Annotated in this window: 11 protein-coding genes; 4 read left to right on the top strand and 7 right to left on the bottom strand. The window is 67.7% G+C overall.

Features of this window, described 5'->3' with window-relative positions:
- From AB0D10_RS06770 to AB0D10_RS06750, 5 genes are all read right to left on the bottom strand, one after another.
- Window positions 1–1,241 (bottom strand): SCO6880 family protein (locus AB0D10_RS06770; protein ID WP_360252408.1); only part of this gene is annotated, 1,241 nt, incomplete at its 3' end.
- A gap of 148 nt (window positions 1,242–1,389) precedes the next feature.
- Window positions 1,390–2,841, bottom strand: a complete 1,452-nt coding sequence (locus AB0D10_RS06765) for an ATP-binding protein (RefSeq protein WP_360252405.1) — start codon at window positions 2,839–2,841, stop codon at window positions 1,390–1,392.
- Window positions 2,842–2,855: 14 nt separating this feature from the next.
- Complete coding sequence (locus AB0D10_RS06760; RefSeq protein WP_360252459.1) at window positions 2,856–3,458, bottom strand: hypothetical protein; 603 nt, start codon at window positions 3,456–3,458, stop codon at window positions 2,856–2,858.
- Between the two features lie 92 nt (window positions 3,459–3,550).
- Window positions 3,551–3,859, bottom strand: a complete 309-nt coding sequence (locus AB0D10_RS06755) for a DUF6112 family protein (RefSeq protein WP_188308008.1) — start codon at window positions 3,857–3,859, stop codon at window positions 3,551–3,553.
- A gap of 80 nt (window positions 3,860–3,939) precedes the next feature.
- Window positions 3,940–5,121 carry a C40 family peptidase gene (locus AB0D10_RS06750; protein WP_360252401.1) on the bottom strand — a complete coding sequence of 394 codons (1,182 nt, stop codon included), beginning with the start codon at window positions 5,119–5,121 and terminating at the stop codon, window positions 3,940–3,942.
- A gap of 576 nt (window positions 5,122–5,697) precedes the next feature.
- Between AB0D10_RS06750 and AB0D10_RS06745 the strand changes: the two genes are divergently transcribed.
- Window positions 5,698–6,444, top strand: coding sequence for a site-specific DNA-methyltransferase (locus tag AB0D10_RS06745; RefSeq protein ID WP_360252398.1), 747 nt, complete (start codon window positions 5,698–5,700; stop codon window positions 6,442–6,444).
- Between the two features lie 85 nt (window positions 6,445–6,529).
- On the opposite strand, the gene AB0D10_RS06740 is transcribed toward AB0D10_RS06745, so the two are convergent.
- Window positions 6,530–7,477, bottom strand: coding sequence for a DUF5655 domain-containing protein (locus tag AB0D10_RS06740; protein WP_360252395.1), 948 nt, complete (start codon window positions 7,475–7,477; stop codon window positions 6,530–6,532).
- Between the two features lie 543 nt (window positions 7,478–8,020).
- Here AB0D10_RS06740 and AB0D10_RS06735 point away from each other — a divergent pair.
- From AB0D10_RS06735 to AB0D10_RS06725, 3 genes are read left to right on the top strand one after another with little or no spacing between them, the layout of a single operon-like run.
- Complete coding sequence (locus tag AB0D10_RS06735; RefSeq protein ID WP_360252392.1) at window positions 8,021–9,595, top strand: class I SAM-dependent DNA methyltransferase; 1,575 nt, start codon at window positions 8,021–8,023, stop codon at window positions 9,593–9,595.
- Window positions 9,588–10,781 (top strand): hypothetical protein, encoded by a 1,194-nt coding sequence (locus AB0D10_RS06730; RefSeq protein ID WP_360252389.1) that lies wholly within the window; start codon window positions 9,588–9,590, stop codon window positions 10,779–10,781. The genes AB0D10_RS06735 and AB0D10_RS06730 overlap by 8 nt, the downstream gene beginning before the upstream one ends.
- Window positions 10,782–10,784: 3 nt before the next feature.
- Window positions 10,785–13,862: an HsdR family type I site-specific deoxyribonuclease gene (locus tag AB0D10_RS06725; RefSeq protein ID WP_360252386.1), complete on the top strand. Its 3,078-nt coding sequence runs from the start codon at window positions 10,785–10,787 to the stop codon at window positions 13,860–13,862.
- 170 nt (window positions 13,863–14,032) lie between these two features.
- On the opposite strand, the gene AB0D10_RS06720 is transcribed toward AB0D10_RS06725, so the two are convergent.
- Entirely contained in the window at window positions 14,033–16,189 is a 2,157-nt protein-coding gene (locus AB0D10_RS06720; protein ID WP_360252383.1) for a DUF262 domain-containing protein, read from the bottom strand.
- Window positions 16,190–16,212: the final 23 nt, after the last annotated feature.

Here is a 16,212-nt window from a genome sequence, read left to right as displayed (position 1 = left end):
ACGGAGTCGGCCTCGCTGGAGACCTGGCCCTTGCGGGCGCGCTCGGCGGAGTCGGCGATCACGCTGGCCTTCTTGCGGCGCACGTCGCGCAGCGCCGAGTCGAGGTCCTGCGGCTCGTACGCGAGGGAGACGGTGCGGCGCACGCCGGAGGCGAACATGACCTGGTGCAGGAAGCCCGGGTTGACCTGCGTCCTGGGCCAGTTCTCCACCCAGTAGGTGGTGTGGTGGGCGGAGTCGGTGGAGATGTGGTCGGCCTTCTCCACCACGACGACCGGTCCGGCGGCGCCCGGGTCGGCGGACGGACGCCCGTCCTCGGACCAGCGGTCCAGCGCCGCACGGGACTTCGGGTGGTAGGCGGTGCGGGCGACGGCCGCGATCTCGCCCGCGGACAGCCAGCCGGCCGGGGTGAGGCCGGCGGTGCGGGCGGACTGCTCGAACGCGGAGGTGAGCTGGGCCAGGACGGCGAAGGCGCCTGTCAGGCCGCCTCCGGCCTGGTTGATCAGCCGCCGCGCGCCCTTGAAGTCCAGGGCGATGGCGACGTACGCCTCGTGCGGGGCGGCGGCCGGACCGGCGCCGCGGATCAGCTCTTCGTACAGCTCACCGGCGAGCGGGGTGTCGGGGCGGCCGTGCTCCTCCCAGTACCGGCGCAGCGCGTCGCCGGTGTCGGGGACGGTGCGCTCGATGACCTGGATGCGGGCGACCTGGCCGGTGCGGGCGAGCGCCGCCAGGGAACGTCCCCACCCGCTGACGTTGGCGTTCTGGGTGCCGGGGTCGAGGAGGGCGTAGGCGCGGGAGGAGACCTTGACGATCGCGGTGAGGGTGCCGGCGTGCGGGTCGTGGACGGCGCCGTGGCGGCCATCGGGAGCGGTGACCACGCGCAGGCTGGCCGCGCTGCCGGGCAGGTGGAGCAGGCCCTCGCGCACCGGGCGGGAGGAGGGGCGGGCGAGCCAGATCAGCTGTCCGTGCAGGCGCCGCAGGCCGTAGCGGGCGGCGATGGGTGCCCAGTCGGCGAGGGTGCGGCCCCGGTAGCGGATGAATACCAGGGCGGCGACTCCCGCCCACAGGGGTATGAGCTGCAGGGCGCCGGTGACGCCCCGGGTGATGAGCACGGCGAGCAGCAGCAGGCCGGTGGCGGCGCAGGTGGTCAGCTGCGGGGCGCTCAGGCCGAGCAGCACGCCTCGGCGGCTGCGGTGGGGGAACTTGACGGACGCAGGGGTGGCGTCGGGTGTCGAGGAGGGCATTGGTGTTCCAGAAGGGGTGAGCGTGCGGGCGGTGGGCGGGAGCGCGGCGCTCTTCTGGACGTCATCGCTGGTGCTCCTTCCAGGGGCTCGGGGGCGGGGCCCGGGGTGGGCGGCGGGCTGCCGCCCACCCCGGGTTACGGGGCTCTGGTCAGGAACCGGGCTGGGTGGGCCGGTTCGGGAAGACGAACCGGCCTGGCTCCGGAGCGGGTGCTCCGGCAGGGGACGGTGCCGGGGCGGCCTGGCCTCCAGGTGCCGGTGCGGAGGCCCCGGGCGTGGGCGGGCTCGCGGCCTGGGGCACGGCGGTTCCGGACGCTGGGACCGTGCCCGTCGCGACAGCGTCCTGGAGGGGCGGTGCGGCCGGGGACTCGTGGCCGCCGCCGGACTGCGGCTGCCCGTCACCTTCCCCGGGCGAGGCCCGGGTGACCAGGGCCGGCAGGCCGGGCCGGGTGACCAGGGCGCGTCCGCGGTCGCCGCCGGCGTTCGTGTCCTCGCCGAAGCGGAACTTCGTCGGCTGCTGCGCGGGGCCGGCGTCGATGCCTTCCTTGCTGATCCGGCCGGTCGGGTCGATGCCGGAGGCGGTACCGCCCCCGCTCATGCCCGGGACCTGGGCCGGGCCCTGCGGCGCCGGGACGCCGGTGCTCATCTGCATGGCCAGGGAACCGGCGGTCTTCGCCGCCCCGGCCGCGACCGCCATGCCGGCCATGCCGGTGCGGTGCGTGTCGTCGTGGCCGCTGCCGTCCGTCGCCCAGTGGACGAACTTGTAGACCGCGTACGGGCACAGCAGCACCAACACCATGATCACGACACCGGCCATGGCGTCGGACAGGGCCGCCATGCCGTCCTTGGCGTCCGTCTTGCCGAGCGCGGAGACGCCGACGAGGAAGACCACCGTCATCAGCAGCTTGGAGACGATCAGGGTGGCGGTGGCCTCGATCCAGCCGCGCCGCCACCGCTGGGCGACCTCCCAGCCGCCGCCGGCACCGGCGAAGGCGGCGAGCGCCACCAGGATCAGCACGCCGACCTTGCGAGCGACCATCACGCCCCAGTAGAGGAACGCGCCGATCGCGCTGCCGACCGCGACCAGGGCGGGGATTGCCCAGCCGAGGGGGAACATGGCGCCGAACTGCGACACCTTGATCATGCGCCTGACCGCGTCGGCCACGCTGGTGTGCGCGGCTTGGAACAGTCCGGCCGACAAGGCGTCGACCACGGTGACCGCGACGGCGGTGAAGCTGATCGCGCCGAAGGCGAACAGGACGCCGGTCATCGTGCCCCAGCCGGCCTTGGCCAGCGCCCGCTCGTCCCGCCGCCAGGCGGCCAGGACCAGCTGCGCGCAGAACGTGCCCACGGTCAGGATCAGCCCGATCGGCAGGATCAACTGGTAGTTGTCCCGGAACCACGGCGCCGACAGGTCGATGGCCGTGGTCTCGTCGACTGCCTTCGCGCACAGGTCGACGGCGCTGGCCGCCAGCTCGCCCATGCTCTTGGCGATCCACGCGCCGATGCCATCGGTGATCGACTTGCCCGGGTCGCTGACGAAGTTGATGCCGTCGACGACGTTGCAGACCTGGGCGACCATCGGGAGGTTGCAGATATCCACGAGGAACTCCCAGGTCAGGGCGCCACGGCCGGCAGCACACCGGCCAGAGCACACGGGCGGTCAGGACGGCACTGCACGGCGAGGGTGGCCGAACGGTCCTCGGCACCACCGGCCGGGGCGCCGTTCCAGGAGAGCGACTGCTTCCCGGAGACGGTCACGGCGTAGACGTACGCCTGCGTGATCGCCCCCGGATCCGCCTGCAGCGCCCTGGTGAACCGGTCCGGGAAGTGCGCCTCGTCCGCGGTCGCGGTGGCGAACTGCCCGGAGTCGGCCATCCGCCCCCACAACACCGGCGAGGGCACCAGGCGATCGACCGAGTCGGCGTCGACGTACTGCCCCTCGCTGGTCAGCCACCGGTGGAGGGAGGCCACCAGCTCCGGCTGCGAGGACGAGCGGGTGTCGTACGACCACAGCGCCACCGCCGCCGCCTTCGCGAACGCGATCGGATCGTGCGTCGAGGGCGGACCCGCCAGCGCTTTCGGATGCCCGCCCGGCGTCGCCGAGGCCACCGCGCCGGAGGCTACGGGCGAACTCGCAGCCGTGGAAACCGGGTTGGCGGCGACACGGCCGTCCCGGGTGAGGTAGGCGAGAAGGCCGGCGCAGGTGATGAGCAGCATCAGGACGATCGAGCCCAGCAGCGCCCGGCGGCGCACAACCGCGCCGCCGAAGTCCCCAGAACGGGCAGGGCGGTTGAGGGAACGTTTCTGCGTCACTTGATCTGGCCGCCGAGTCCGGAGAAGAAGCTGACGACCCCGTTTGCGGCGCCCAGCAGCAGGGCGGCGCCCGCGCTGACGAGGACGCCCTTCTTGCCGTTGGCCTCGGCCTGGTGGCCGCCGGAGTGGTGGCCCCACGCCCACACCCCGGCGCTGACCGCGAGGGCTCCGACGACCGCCACGATCCCGAACAGATTCAGGCTGCCCATCACCTGCTTGAGGACCGAAAGGCCGGGCAGACCGCCCTCGGCGGGGGCGATGCCGGGATCGTAGGCGAGCTGTACGACTGCGTCCGCGAGATACAAGGGAAGCTCCAGAGCAATTCAGGGCGCGCGAAGGCAGCCCGAAGAAGAAGGGGGAGGGAGAGGGGAGGCGAGGGTGCGCGTCAGACGACCCGGCGGACCGCGAGGATCTCCGGCCGCCACGAGGCCAGGGTCGAGATCGTGACCACGCCACCGGTCTTCGGCGCGTGCACGATCAGCCCGCTGCCGATGAACATCCCGACGTGCTCCGGCACGGCGGCACTGCCCCGCGTGAACAGCAGGTCGCCCGGCTTGAGCGAGTCCGGCGAGGCGGCGGTGCCCTGCTTGACCTGGTCGTACGTGGTCCGCTCCAGCGAGACGCCGGCCGACCGGTACGCCACCTGCATCAGCGAGGAGCAATCACACCTGCCCATCGGGTCCGCGCCATGGGAGTTGGCGCAGGTGCCGCCCCACTGGTAAGCGGTGCCGAGTTGGCCGAGCGCCCACCGGATGGCAGCCTGCACAGGCTGCGGTGCGTCGGCCGGGATCGTGTAGCCGCCTGGCAGCGAGCCGGCGGGGATCGTGCCGAAGTCGCTGCCGTCGCCGCCTGCCGTGGGCGTCCCGCAGCCGCCACCCGCGGTCGGGCTGTCGCTCGCGCCGGCCGTTGGGGTCGGTGCCGGTGTCGGGTTCGGCGTGGGCGAGGTGTCGGAGGCAGGGGCGAGCAGCGGCGCGAGGGCTTTCTGGAGTGCCTCCGCCAGCGGCTGCCACTTGGCGTAGGCGTCGGGGAAGCCGGAGCGCTGCACCGCCTGGGCGGCCTGGGTGACGGTCATCGACTCCCAGCCGCTGACCTTCTGCAGCGCCTCGTAGAACTTCGTCGAGGCGTACACCGGCTGCATGATCTGCTCCGGCGTGCCCCAGCCCTGGCTCGGCCGCTGCTGGAACAGGCCCAGCGAGTCCCGGTCCCCGCCGTTGACGTTGCGAAGCTCGCTCTCCTGCACCGCCGTTGCCAGAGCGACGACCTGCCCGCGCACCGGGATGTGCATCGCGACCCCGGTGGCCTGGATTGTCTTTGCGTTGGGGATCTGCTCGGACGGCTTGCTCAGCCCGGCCACGGCCGGAGCCGACAGCGGACTGGAGCCCTTGAGGATCGCCTCGACCTGCGCCGCCACCGCCGAGGAATCCACACCCTGTGAATTTCCGCCGGGAGGGCAGGAACTGGACGTGGCGGCCGAGGCGTTGCCCGCGCCGACGATCGCGACGGGCAGGGCCAGCACCAGCGGACCGCACGCGACGACGCCGACGAGCGCGCCGACCGTCTTCTTCATGACGGCTCCCGGTCACCGGGCAGCGGCAGACCGGGTGGCGTAGTTGGATGAGGGCACGGGTGTGCCAGGGCATGCTGCATCGCAGCGGCTCCTCGGGGGTTCGTAGGAGAACGCGGTGCCGGCCTCTCGTGCGAAGAAGTCGCCGGCACCGCGCCGGTGGTGAAACCGCCCTCGTTCAGGGCGCTCCCGGGTCAAGGGAGTTGGTAGCTCCAGGACGCCGGTCTCGGGTCACGCGCGGCAGCCAGCCGCGCTCGTAATCTCAGCCGGAACACGACGGCGCTCCTCGGGATCGGGGGAAGGGGAGATGCTGCCCGCGTGGCTCCGCGAGCACAGGGCAGCACGGATCAACACGCCCCGGGCCAGGGCCGTTTGGCCTGCTGCCCGGTCGGCATGGCGAGACAGTAGACGCGAAAGTCAGCCGCACCAAACGACCCAGACCAGGCCCGGAACCCCCACCAACGCCCGTTAGGTACGGCCGCCGATCGCGACTACCTTCCTCGGCATCCCCGCTGCCGACGGCTGCCGTCCGGCGCCGCCCGGAGCGGGCCCAAGCGCCATGCCCCGAAGGAAGACCCCATGAGCTACAAGCTGCACCGAGGCGACGCCCTCACCGTGCTGAAGACCCTCCCGGACGAGTCCGTGAACGCCGTCATCACCGACCCGCCGTACAACAGCGGCGGGCGTACCAGCTCCGAGCGCACCAGCCGCGACGCCCGCGCCAAGTACGTGCAGACCGGCTCCGCCCACGACCTCCAGACCTTCCCCGGCGAGAACCGCGACCAGCGCTCCTACCGCTCCTGGCTCACCGAGCTGCTCACCGAGGCGTACCGGGCGAGCACCGAGCACTCGGTCGCCATGGTCTTCAGCGACTGGAGGCAGGAACCGACAACGAGCGACGCGCTGCAGATGGCGGGTTGGACGTGGCAGGGCACCATCCCCTGGATCAAGCCCGCCAGCCGCCCGCGCAAGGGCGGCTTCAAGCAGAGCGCCGAGTTCATCATCTGGGGCGTCAAGGGCACCCTCGACAACAGCCGCGCCCTCTACCTGCCTGGCCACTTCATCGCCAGCCAGCCCCGCAAGGACCGCGTCCATATCACCCAGAAGCCGCTGGAGATCATGCAGCAGCTCGTCCGGATCTGCCCCGAAGGCGGCACGGTCCTCGACCCGTTCACTGGTAGCGGCTCCACCGGCGTCGCCGCCCTACGCGAAGGCCGGCGATTCGTCGGTGCCGAACTCTCGCCCCACTACGCCGACGTCGCCGAACAGCGGCTGCGTGCCGAGCTGACCAAGGACGACCTCGTCCTCGCCGGACCGGAGGCGTGAGCGTGAGAACCGCCACCCGGCCAAGGGGCCGAAGACGCGAAAGGGCGGCCGGAGCACCAGACTCCAGCCGCCCTTCCCCGCCCCGTCAGGACTCCTCGACCGCCCGCCGGATCAATGGCACCGCCTTCTCCACGTCCGCCGAGGAGGCGATCCGCACCTCCAGGTCACCGGTCCCCAGGTGACCGATGCCGCGGACGTCGCGGGTGAAGCCCTCCTCCAGCTCCACCGTGTCCGGGTCCAGCCGCAGGTACACCAGCAGCGCCTGATGCGACGGCGACGGGCGGAAGACCACCGACGCGACGTTCAGCAGCCGCTTGTAGGCGATGTAGTGCTTGAGCATCACCACCTCCAGCTCGCCCGCCGCGGTCAGCGCCTCGTCAAGCTCGCCGTACAGCACCCGCAGGCACTCCGGCACCTCCACCTGCGAGGGCCCCGCCGGCACCACGACCACCTCCGGCTCGTCACCCGCTTCGTCGGCCGGACCGGTTGGCACCGGCGCGGCACCCGAGGCGGAGAAACCCGGAACGGTCTCGACCAGCTGCAGCGTCAGCAGGTCCGGCCCGAAGATCCGGTAGCGCACCAGGTCAAGGCGGTGATCTCGCTGGTACAGCGACGCCGCCGCCCGGTCATGACGCGAGAACTCGCCCGCCACGCAGATCACCCGAGGCCGCTGCCACTGGAACGACTCCGCCACCTCGGCGCCCAGCCGTCTGCGCACCAGCGCCTCGAACTCGTGCCGGTGCGCCAGCAGCCAGACCAGGTAGGACCCAGCCTGGGTGATCACCCCGGCATCGCGCCCGCGCTTGAACTCGATGACCACCGGCACGCCGTCCTCGTCCAGCCCCAGCGTGTCGATCCGCCCCTGGTGCCACGGCCCCGTCGAGTACTCCGACGCCAGGAACCGCACCCCCAGCATCGCCTCCAGCGCCCCCTCGACCCGCTGCTGCAGCTCCCGCTCCCGCGCCACCGTCGAACCCCGCAGCTCGACATCTCGGCCATCGGCACCCCGCCGGAACACCTTCAGATCGGCCACACCTGCCCCCTTTGCACGACTGTACGGAGAGATCAATCGAAATGAGGAATGATGTATTCCACTTCAAGGTATCCATCGTGGCTCACCCCCTGGCCGGTGGTTTCAGGACGACCGTGATCCGAGTAGTCGATGGATGCTCATCGCACTCGGCGAGCGCGTCACCGCGTTCGCCGGTGCCGAGGTGGAGTTCGTCCGGACCGCGGTCACCCCGGAGCAGACTGAGCGGTACCACGGCTTTGGCATCGCCCTGGCTCCTTCGCCGGAGGATGCCGTCCCGGCGAGGTCGCGCGGGATCTGTCGGGCGTGCTTCGCCGGCAGCCAGACGCGGGGCGTCTGGCCGTTGTCGGCCGCGCCGCCTGCTTGTCCTGGGGGAGGGATATCGTTGGCGAGTCGCCCGCACAGGGACTACGACACCCCGCCTGGGTCCACCCAGCAGCACATGCTCGGCGCGCACACGCCGAGCATGCTCGAAGTTGGGTGACAGGCGGAAACACCACGGCCTTCGGGTCGCCGCCCTTTGACGAGCAAGGACACCCCTGACTGATGGCAGTCACCCAGCAGGAGATCGAGAGCCGGTTGTGGGACGCCGCCGACGAGTTGCGCGTGGCGATGCCCGAAGCGCAGTACTCCTCGGTCGTCTTTCCGCTGATGTTCTGGAAGTACCTGTCGGACACGTGGGAGCACCGTCACCAGGAGTTCTTGGCTGAAAACGAGGGCCTGGACGGTCTCTCCGTCGAGGAGGCCCGCGAGATCGAGTACCGCGACTACCAGTCGTTCGATATTCCGTTCATCCACCCCGGCACCGTCCAAGAACGGCGAGCCTCCTGGACGTCGATCCTCGGCACCATCACCCAGCCCGGCCTCGGCCAGCGGGTCCGGGCCTCCCTGCAGGCAATTGAGACGGCTAACCCTGACAAGTTCTCCCGCATCTTCGGGTCCATGACCTGGGCCTCCGAAGAGGTGCTGTCAGGCGAGGTGTTGGCGGCGGTCATGCAGGCAATGGACCGCACCCCGAAGATGCACGAGGGCAACATGTCCTACGACGTGCTCGGTGGGGCGTACGAGTACTTGCTGAAGCGGTTCTCGGACGGGTCCGGCACCCGCGCCGGCCAGTTCTTCACCCCACGTGAGGTCGTCGAGCTGATCGTCGAGGTCCTGGACCCCAAGGGCTTCGAGTCAGTGTACGACCCGACGTGTGGGTCGGGCGGCATGCTCATTGCCTCTGCGAACCTCCTGAAGGATCACGGCGGGCGTGGCTACACGCTCAGGCTGCACGGGCAGGAGGCCGTACCGGACACTGCGGGCGTGGCACGCATGAACCTCTTCATGCACAACCTCACCCAGTTCCAGGTCGAGGTTGGCGACACCCTGAAGGAGCCGCGCTTCAAGAAGTCGGACGGATCCGTCGAGCAGTTCGACGTGATCCTCGCCAACCCGCCCTACAGTCTGAAGTGGAAGCCCTGGACCAGCGACCCGCGTGCCCTCGGCGGGGTCGCCCCGCAGTCGTCGGCGGACTGGGCGTTCGTGCAGCACATGATTGCCAGCATGAACCCGAGGAATGGTCGAGCCGGCGTGGTCTTGCCGCACGGCGTTCTCTTCCGCGGCGGCCAGGAAGCGGCCATCCGTCAGCGCGTTCTGGACGAGGACCTGCTCGAAGCGGTCATTGGCCTGCCTGCCAACCTCTTCTACAACACCAGCATCCCCACGGCGATCCTGGTGTTCCGCGCGCCCGGCACCAAGGCCTCGGAACGGCAGGGCGGCGTGCTATTCATTGAGGCCTCGAAGCGGTTTACCAAGGCCAAGAACCGCAACATCCTGGCCGACGCCGACATTGCCGACGTCGTGACCGCCTACAACTCGAAGTTTGACGCAGAGGGTAACCCAGTAGACCTCGACGGCGCAGGCGGGCTAGCGGCGCGATTCGTCACCGCCACGGAGATCGTGGCGAGCGGGTACGACCTCAACATCGGCAGGTACATCAAGCAGGCTGCTGCTGAGCAGGAGGACCTTGGCACCCTCATCGACGCCTACAACCTCGCTCGAGCTGAGCGGCAGAAGGCCGAACAGCGCATGCTCGCTGTTCTCGCTGGTGCTGGAATCGAGGGCTTCGATGAGTGAATGGCGGCACGTTCCTGCGGGGAAGATCGCGCGTCAGCGGCGTGAGATCGTCCGCCTGGAACGGGGAATCGAATACCGCACGATGGGTGTGCGGTGGTATGGCAAAGGCGCCTACGACAGGGGTGTCGTAACGACTGAGACAGTTAAGGCCAAGTCTCTCTACCGGGCCCGAGAGGGAGACTTCACATTCAACCGGATCGACACTCAGAACGGCGCATTCGATGTCGTCTCTGCTGAGCTTGACGGCGCCCTGGCGACGAATGAGTTCCCCCTCTACGAAGTGAACGACGAGGAAGTAGAAGCGCGTTTCCTGCGCCTCAATTTCCAGCGAACGGAAGTGTTGCGGCGGATCGGTTCCCTGCGTGCGGGCTCTGAGGGACGTGCTCGATGGAAGGAAGCTGACTTCGAGGCGTGGATGGTTCCCGTGCCGCCGCTTCCTGTCCAAGTTCGGATTGTTGAGGTGATTGCCGCGGTCGACGAACAGATTGCCGCACTCGACACCGAGGCCGAGGCATTGGAGCGCGTGTCGATGGCCATCGCCGGAGACATGCTTTCCAACGAACCAATCGTGGTGCTCGGAACGATGCTCGATGACATTCGAGGGGGGAGGAGTCCCCAGGCAGACAAGCGGCCCCCAGGCGCTGACGAGTCTGGCGTGTTGAAGGTCAGTGCGGTCACGTCCTTCCGGTTCCTCTCAGAGGAGTCCAAGACGCTTCTGCCTGGCACCTCTATGCCTGAGTCCGCGCTTGTTCAGCCCGGCGACGTACTCATCACGCGAGCGAACACGCCTTTGCGTGTTGGGGCCGTCGCGAGAGTCCCCGCCGATGTTCGGAACGGCCTCTATCTCGCTGATAAGACTCTTCGCCTCGTCCCGTCGTCAAACCTGGACCCTGATTTCCTTGTGGTGGTGATGGCGCTGAAGTCGGCCCGGACCCACCTTGCGAGTTCGGCTACAGGCACCAGCGCATCAATGGTCAACGTCAGCCAGGATCGCATTCGTGAGACACCGATCCCGCTTCCTGGCCTGGCCCGGCAACGGGAGGTTTCCTCCGCCGTGCTGTCCGTTCGCTCGAACGCTGATGCGGCACGTGCTGAGGCCGCGCGCCTTCGGAATACACGTTCTGGCCTACTCACGGGCTTGCTGGATCGCACCATCGAGATCGAGACTGCAGAGCTGGAGGTCTGAGCCGTGGCGAAGGGTATTCGGGAGCGCGAGTTCCAGAACTTAATGATCCAGTGGTCTCTCCCAATGGGCTGGGAGTTCACTGCGGGGCGGGCGTTGCCGCGTGAACTGACGCAGACGGTGGTCGCCTCCGAGCTGCGGGATGCCATCGTCAGGTTGAACCCTGGGGTGATCAATGGGTTTGACGTGGACGGCGTGGTCGATGAGATCACCGCGACGGTCAATGCCGTCGAGGGCGGGCTGGTACGGGCCAACGAGCAGGTTCTGCACCTGATGCGGGGGCGTAAAGAGTTCCGGGACACAGACGGCGTGTGGCACGCCCTGAAAATCATCGACTTCGAACACCCGACTGCCAACACGCTGGTCGTGTCCGACGAGGTGACCATAACTATTCCCGGCAAGACCTCCCGCCGGTTCGACCTTGTGTACTGGGTCAACGGTCTACCACTGGTAGTGGCCGAGGTGAAGTCCCCGACCGCGGAGTCCGGGTGGATCGACGCCGCCCACGAGATCAACAACGTGTACGCAGCCGAGTACCCGTGGTTCTTTACCCCCAATGTCTTCGCTGTCGCTTCTGACGGACGGAAGATTCGGTTCGGTGCCGCCGGCACGCCGACGAACCTGTGGCAGCCGTTCCGGTCCACTGCCGACGACGAGAACCTGTCCGGGCAGGACGACGTGAAGCGCTCCGTCGAGCTGCTACTCAACCCGGTCACCGTCCTGGACGTGCTGGCGAACTTCGCCCTGTTCGATACCTCCGGGGGCAGCGTCGACAAGAAGTACCTGCCCCGCTATCCGCAGATGGAAGCCGCCCACCTGATCCACGAGCGAGTCCTAGCTGGCGGCCAGAAGGGACTGATCTGGCACCATCAAGGCAGCGGGAAGACGTTGCTGATGGTGTTCGCCGCCTCGCTGCTGCTGGCCGACACCCGCACTGAGTCACCCACGATCATCCTGCTCTCGGACCGGACTCAGCTCGTCCGACAGACCTCCGGGGTGTTCACCTCCGCGATGGGGAACGCCTACTTCCACAAGCCCGCAACTAGCCAGGAGTTGCGTTCCCTGCTGGCCGACGACGTGCGCGGCGTCATCTCCACGACCGTCCACAAGTTCGCCGATGCCGGCAAGAACCTGTCGACCCGGAGCAACATCATCGTGCTGGTCGACGAGGCACACCGTACACAGTCCGCCAAGGAGAAGTCCCTGGCCGGGCAGATGCGCGCAGCGTTGCCGCACGCGAAGTTCTTCGGCATGACCGGCACCCCCGTCAGGAACCTCGCCACCGACACCTTCGCTCTCTTCGGCGAGGAGACCGACCCGGGCAGGGTCCTGCACCGGTACTCGGTGTCCCGGTCTCTACGGGACGAGGCAACCGTCCCGGTCATGCTGTACCCCCACCCGCTGTCCTTCGAGATCAACGATCAGGAATTGCAGGCCGAGTTCGACCAGTTCGCCGATGACTTCGACCTCGACGACCCCGACCGCGAAGCCCTGTCCCGAAAGTTCGGGCGCCTCACCTCCGTGTTCGCCAACCCCGACCGCATCCACACGGTCTGTCAGCACATCGTGGACCACTACCTGGCTGGCGCCTACCGCAACGGCCTCAAGGCCCAGGTTGTCGCCTACAACCGTGAGCTGGCCGTGGCATACACGGAGAAGATCAACGAGCTGATGGCCAGCTTCGAGGCGTCACAGGTGCTCGCCGAGATTGGGAAGCATGACCGGATCACCGCCGAGGTGAACATCTCTGTCTCGGACGCCAAGAACGAAGACCCCGCCATGCGGGCATTCCAGCTCTCGGAAGCCGAAGAGGAGGAGCAAAAGCGGCGATTCCTCACCCCGGACGACCCGCTGTGCTTCCTGGTGGTCACCGCGAAGCTGATGACGGGGTTCGACGCCCCCAACGAGGGCGTCCTCTACCTGGACAAGCCGCTGAAGGCCCACAACTTGTTCCAGACGATCACCCGCCCGAACCGCACCTGGGTTTCCCCGACCGGGTTCGTGAAGACCTCGGGCGTGGTCGTGGACTACATCAGCCTGGGCGAAGAGGTCCAGCGGGCCGTCGCCGACCCCGCCTCGGAAGGGGCCGGGAGGGGTGGCGGGTTTGTCACCGACCTGGACGTGCTGGTCGGCGAGTTCCGCATCACCTTCGCCTGCATCGAAGACCTTCTCGTGGACGTGGATGGTCTGGACCTCGCTGTCCACGGATACGAGTCCGTGCGAGCCATTAACGTCTTCCTGGCCGCCAACCCTGGCGCCGCCGAGGTGTTCGCCAAGGACTACCGGCTCCTGGCGCACCTGTATCCGCTCATCAGCACCGACAAGCGGGTCACCAAGTACCGGGAGGGCTTCGGGCTGTTCGGGTCCGTGTACACGACCCTGTTCAAAAAGTCCTCTGACGAGGAGAGGAAGGAACGGCTGGCCGAGCTGGGGCCCATGGTCCTAGAGATCATCAATGCCCACGTCCACTCCTTCACTGTGGTTGCCTCTCAGGAGGAGGCCCTCGTCCTGGATGCTCAAGGCATCGCCATACTCAAGGAGCTGCTGGCCCTCGTCCGTCCTAGGTCCGGCAAGGGGGACGGAGAGGACAAGACGCCGCCGTCCGCCGCGGAGATCCTGGACCGCATCAAGGCCGCCCTCGACAAGGGCGTCGAACCGGGCTCTGCGAAATACACCGCCCTCGCAGAGCGGATCAAGCAGCTGCGGGACCGGATCATCCAGAACTCCCAAGATGCTCTGGAGTTCCTGTCCGAAGCACTCCGGATCGCCCGCGCCATCGTCAACGCCGAGAAGCACCCTGACAATGCCGTCGTCGTGCTGGACGACGACCACGTGGGTGTCCTATCGCGGATCATCCACGACCACGCTCCGACCGGCCTCACAGTCACGGAGAGGAACCTGGCCGAGGAGATCGACCAGGTGGTCACTCGCACCCTCGCCCGGTCATGGGACAACGCCGACGCTCGCAACCGAGGCGCCCGGCGCGCCACGGCCGCGGTCTTCCGCCGGTACATGCTGAAGCCGGTGGGGGAACCGTATGACTCCACCGTTGCCTACATCGAAGCCCACTACCTCGTTGACTGACAGGTACACGAGGCCCGGCAACCATCGCGGTTGCCGGGCCTCGTACTCGGGGAGTGTGCCGCCGAGCTGGTCACTCCGGCGAACTTCTAGGCGTTTGACCTGCGTTGCCTGGAGCCGCACGCTGACGATGCCAGGCACTCGACCATCGCTTCCTATTGCCGAAGGACGCGCTATTCCAGCAGCCCCCGCTCCAGCGCCTGCCGACGCACGTTGAACAGGCTTTCCCAACCGTATTCGGTCTCTACGTGCCACAGCTTCCAGCCGTTGCAGGAGCCTCGATTGAGTACGATCTGACCGGCGGTGGAGAGGCTGTCGTACGGAGCACCGTTCTCCAACTGGACTCGGCCGTCGCCGAGGAGGACAGCCTCGTAGGTGTTGCCCTTGTTCGTCGCCCTGAGCGTGATGCCCGCCTTCAGGAGACCGCTGGCGATGAGCTGGGCCGGTGAGATGCCGTAGTGCGCGCGCCTGGTGGCAGGCCTGACCTCGGCCACACCCTGGGGCATGGTCAGCCCCAAGCCTGTCGGTTCCCAGATCAGTTCACACAAGCGCCGGTACAGCTGCTGCCGCTCCCCGATCGCGGAGGGCGGAAAGGTTTCCGGGTACGGGCGGACCTGCTTGACCAAACCGTGAAGGTCGAGGAAGCGTTGCAGGCGCGGGTGTCTCGTGTATACCGCCGGATGCAGAGAGGCTGCCAGCACGTTCTGTCGCTGGTAGTGCTCCAACTTGCGTTCGTAGACGTCGTCCCGGTAGCTGGCGTTGTCCGACTTCGGGAGGAGTAGCAGTGCGCCCAGTCTGTCGCGCTGTTGCCGGAACCGTTCCTCGCTGCCTACCTCCTTGTGCCGTTCGTAGTGGTTCTCCCAGATGTGCTCGATCTCGTGGGGGCGGGAGCCAGCCAGGCCGAGGTACTCGGCGGTGCGGTCAGGGTTCTGAGTGCCTTCCTCAGCGAAGGCCGTCATCCGGGCCAGCAAGTAGCGCACCTGCTTGCGGTTGTCACCGCGGAGCCCGAAGGTGTTCAGCCCCGAGAAGTCGTAGCCCAGTTCCGCCACTTCGCGACCGAGCACTGCTGACAGCTCGTCGAGCCCTGAAGCCTCGCGGACCAGCGGCACTAGCCGCGAGATCTCAGGCATGAGCTCGACGTTCTGAATAGCCGCACTGTTCGCCATGCGGCGGGCCAGGACAAGGTCGAGGTAGTCCGCGACCAACCGAGCTTTCTTCGTGAAGGTGTCATCGTCGTCGCCCGGGTTCATCACCGCTGTCAGCAGCAGGAACTGTGCAGTGAGACCATTGTCGGCGTTGTACCGTACCGACTCCAGCCCCGGCACCAGCTCCGTGGTGGCCCGCTGAATCAGGGCGTACCTTTTGGCACATGGGACCAGGATGTTCGTGATGAAGTCGCGGTACTGGTCCGGCCGGCGCAAGCCCAGAAGTTCGCCGTGCTCGCGTACCCACTCGTGGAACGCCCCGTCGATCTTCTCTACATCCGGAGTGGCGGGTTCGACGTAGCGCGCCTGCAGCAGTGTCTTGACAAAGTCGCTCGGCGAAGCCCCGTCCTTCGCCAGGCAGGTGAGCATCCTCCGCCAACTGGCGTTCATGTCCGCATGGTTCTGCCGTGCCCTGGAGAGCAGGAAGCTCTTGAGTAGATCGAGTGGGGTCAGGCGGGCTCCTCGATCGTTCATCGTTTCGAAGATCTCCCACCCGTGGTCCCGGTTGTGTGCCCGGATATCCACCAGGCAGACACGGGACAGCAACCAGTCGGTGAAGTAGGGAAGCGGCTCGCCGCGCAGGATGTCGGGGAAGTCCTCGGCGAGGTCGCAGCCGCGTTCCCACAGGTTCCTGACCGACGGTGACGCGCTGTTAGGCAGGTTGAACTCCGTGCCGGTGAAGAGGGCCTCCATGCACGCGTCACGTTCCGCGACATCCAGCGTGAATGAGCGCTTGCCGTACTGGCGCGACCGGATCAACTGGTCAAGATCTCGGGCGTCTTCCTGGAGGTCTTCGTCTTCCAGCATAAGTTTGCGCAGGTGGGTGAGCAGGAGCAGCAATGAGGTGAAGCGCTGCTGCCCGTCCACGAGGTAGGTGATGTCCCCCTGGTAGGTAACGATGGGCCCCAGGAAATAGGGCTCGTAGTAGCGAACCTCGGAACGCTCATGTCCTGACTTCCATTGTTCGAGAAAGCGTCTTGCTAGGTCATCCAAGAGCTCCTGCATGTTGCGGCGTGACCAGGTGTACTCCCGCTGGTAGTACTCGAGCCCATACCGCACGCTGAACAGCTGGCTGACCGACGCACCTCGGCCGTCCACCAGTTCAGAGTCCCGCCCCTCGACCACGTGTCCTCCCGCCTTCTCTCACT

It is taken from the genome of Kitasatospora sp. NPDC048545 (assembly GCF_040651155.1).
In the GTDB taxonomy this organism is placed as follows: domain Bacteria; phylum Actinomycetota; class Actinomycetes; order Streptomycetales; family Streptomycetaceae; genus Kitasatospora.
The sequence above is the reverse complement of the archived record's forward strand: the minus strand, read 5'-3'. Positions and strand labels throughout refer to the sequence as shown.